The organism is Psychromonas sp. (assembly GCF_983033635.1).
On record NZ_CEZLMY010000274.1, the window covers coordinates 1 to 3,042 of the forward strand.

3 protein-coding genes and 1 riboswitch are annotated in these 3,042 nt (G+C 41.9%); of the genes, 1 reads left to right on the forward strand and 2 read right to left on the reverse strand.

Going from position 1 to position 3,042, the window contains the following annotated elements:
* On the reverse strand, positions 1-785 hold a 785-nt coding region (locus AC4GME_RS18380; protein ID WP_490380000.1), incomplete at its 3' end, for a peptidase U32 family protein.
* Positions 786-1,154: 369 nt separating this feature from the next.
* A riboswitch (glycine riboswitch) is annotated at positions 1,155-1,252 on the forward strand.
* A gap of 115 nt (positions 1,253-1,367) precedes the next feature.
* Between AC4GME_RS18380 and AC4GME_RS18385 the strand changes: the two genes are divergently transcribed.
* On the forward strand, positions 1,368-2,744 hold the full coding sequence (locus AC4GME_RS18385; protein ID WP_490376689.1) for an alanine/glycine:cation symporter family protein: 1,377 nt from the start codon (positions 1,368-1,370) through the stop codon (positions 2,742-2,744).
* A gap of 93 nt (positions 2,745-2,837) precedes the next feature.
* Here AC4GME_RS18385 and AC4GME_RS18390 read toward each other — a convergent pair.
* The coding region (locus AC4GME_RS18390) for a hypothetical protein (protein ID WP_490380001.1) at positions 2,838-3,042 on the reverse strand (205 nt) is incomplete at its 5' end.

Below are 3,042 nucleotides of genomic sequence, written 5' to 3' on the forward strand. Positions count from 1 at the left end.
CTCTGCAGCTGTTTTCGCCAGCTATTAACCACGCTATAAACATAACTGGGCCCTTTTATTCTTCCTTCAATCTTTAATGAGTCTACGCCCGCATCAGAGAGCGCGGGTAAGTCAAAAAATGCAGAATTATCTTTAAGATTAAGGGGATAATCTTTACCTGATGCTGTAGTTTCATATTTATCACGGCAAGGCTGGCTGCATCTGCCGCGATTTCCAGAATTTCCGCCATCTACTGAGCTGATATAACAAAGCCCGGAAAAACCGATACAGTATGAGCCGTGAACAAATACTTCTGATAATATATTGTTTTTATGCCCAAGTGCAGTTAACGATTTTATCTCATGAATATTTAACTCTCTGGACAGATTAACGCGGGAAACACCCAGTTTATTTAAAAATAAAATCTGCCCTTCATTATGTGTTGTTACCTGAGTCGATGCATGTATATCAAGCGTTTTAAAGTGTTTAGATAACAGATAAAAGAGGCCTAAATCCTGAACAATCACAGCATCAATCTTTGTATTGACCAGTTTATTAAGTAATCGTATCAGCGCCGGAATTTCATTTTCCAATATAATAATATTAAGCGTTAGAAAAACCTGGCAACTGTTTTTATGGGCAAGCTTTATAACCCCGTTTAATTGTTCAAAGCTTAGATTTGCGGCACGGTTTCTGGCATTAAAACTATCCAAACCACAATAGACAGCATCCGCTCCAGCCACAATGGCAGCTTTTATGGAATCAATATCTCCACCCGGTGCTAATAATTCAAATTGTTGTTTCATGACCTAAGAACCCACTTTTATATTTTGTTTTTTCAAGGGACGGATTTTACCTGACTCCTTTATTAGCTGTCTAGGTAATTGGGGTTTTAGGGCTTTTCCTGTCCAGCTAAGTTATGCTGATTAAGATTTGCGCAAATGGAATTTTCATTACTGACATCACTGTTTTTTTCCATTAAGATGCGCGCAACAGAATGTTTAGCCATGCTAAATATTTGTTCCGATGAAGACTGCAGGAGAGTGGCTTTTATCTTAGGTTAATCACCTTGATAAAAATAGCCCGCCGAAGAAGTAAATCTTTCAGGTGCTTTCTATTCATTTTGAATAGCTCTGGACAGTAATGTCCAGATGAACGAAGCGAGGACTGTAGTTGGAGGAACCTCTGGAGAGAGCCGTTAGCTCGGCCGCCGAAGGAGCAAGCCCTAAATCTTTAGGGTGAAACTCTCAGGCAAAAGGACAGAGGAGTGGAAAGCTACATAAACTAATGCACCATCATATGCTTAGCTATAGTCTATAGAAATTTTTCTATGGATCTATTGCCCTTTCCCTCTTCTCCTTAAATATTATTCTTATTAAGGGGAAATCATGAATAACTTTCAATCTTTATTACAAACCATCGACAATTTTGTCTGGGGACCACCACTTCTGATCCTACTCGTAGGAACAGGTGCTTATTTTACTTTTCGCTTAGGATTACTGCAGTTTCGTCACCTGCCGACCGCACTTAAAATGGTCTTCAGTAAAGACAAATCCGGCAACGGTGATATTTCCAGCTTTGCTGCCTTATGTACCGCCCTTTCGGCAACTATCGGAACGGGTAACATTATTGGTGTCGCCACAGCAATTAAACTAGGTGGCCCCGGTGCTCTATTTTGGATGTGGCTGGCGGCTGTATTTGGCATGGCGACTAAATATGCAGAGTGTCTGTTAGCGGTGAAATATCGCAAAGTAGATGCAAAAGGGCAAATGGTCGGCGGGCCAATGTATTACCTGCAATATGGGGTAGGCTCTAAAGGGCTGGCGGTTATGTTTGCCGTATCTGCACTCGGCGTAGCCTGCTTTGGTATCGGTACATTCCCGCAAGTAAATGCAATCTTGGATGCTTCTGAAATTTCTTTTGGTGTTTCACGAGAAATTTCAACGACACTGCTTACTTTTCTGGTTGCTGTTGTAACTCTTGGCGGAATCAAATCCATTGCCAAAGTGGCAGGAAAAGTGGTTCCAACTATGGCGCTATTTTATATCTTAGCCTGCCTAAGTGTGCTTATTAGCAATGCACAACATTTAGGTAGTGCCCTGGAACTTGTGATCACCTCAGCCTTCACATCAACGGCAGCTTCTGGTGGTTTCTTAGGTGCAGGCATGATGCTCGCCATTCAATCAGGTATCGCACGTGGCGTATTTTCTAATGAGTCAGGTTTGGGAAGCGCGCCAATGGCAGCCGCTGCAGCCAAAACCGATTCGTGCGTAAAGCAGGGGCTTATCTCTATGACAGGCACCTTCTTTGATACTATTATTATCTGTACCATGACTGGCCTGGCGCTTATCCTAACTGGTGCTTGGCAAACAGATTTGGCAGGTGCGCAAATGACTACTCACGCTTTTGCGGTTGGTCTGAACTCTGAAAGCATTGGTCCACTACTTGTTTCTATTGGCTTAATTTTCTTCGCCTTTACAACAATTCTAGGCTGGAACTATTACGGTGAACGTTGTGTGGTGTACCTTTTTGGTACAAAAGGTGTACTGCCTTACAAATTCATTTTTGTCGCACTGGTGGCCTCAGGCGCATTTTTGCATCTGGATATGATCTGGATTATCGCTGATATCGTTAATGGTTTAATGGCCGTTCCCAACTTAATCGGCTTAATCGCTTTGCGTCATATTGTTATTGCAGAAACCAAACGATACTTTGCTGTCGATCTTGGCGTTAGCGACGATAGTGAACTGCAGCCACAAAGCTAAGCTTTAAAAAACAGAAAGCTAAAATACAAAGCCTTTGCTCCTAAATATAATTAGAAGCAAAGGCTTTTTAAATATTGATAGCGGCTTTATCAGTTAGCCATTCTCATCTCGATTTGCAACCGCGTCCATTTTTTTCTTAAAAAGCTCTCTCTGTTTTCTGTTCTGTGGATTTTTCAATAGTTGCAGGTAATCATCAAGATCAGCTTTAAGGCTCTGGTGGACAGCATTACGGTTGATAACTTCACGCCCGTCAACTCTCTTATATAGCTCGCCAATCGACCATACCTGTGCAGAACTC

Coding starts and splice junctions, on each gene's coding strand:
- AC4GME_RS18385 (WP_490376689.1), top strand. CDS start 1,368: ATGAATAACTTTCAATCTTTATTACAAACCATCGACAATTTTGTCTGG.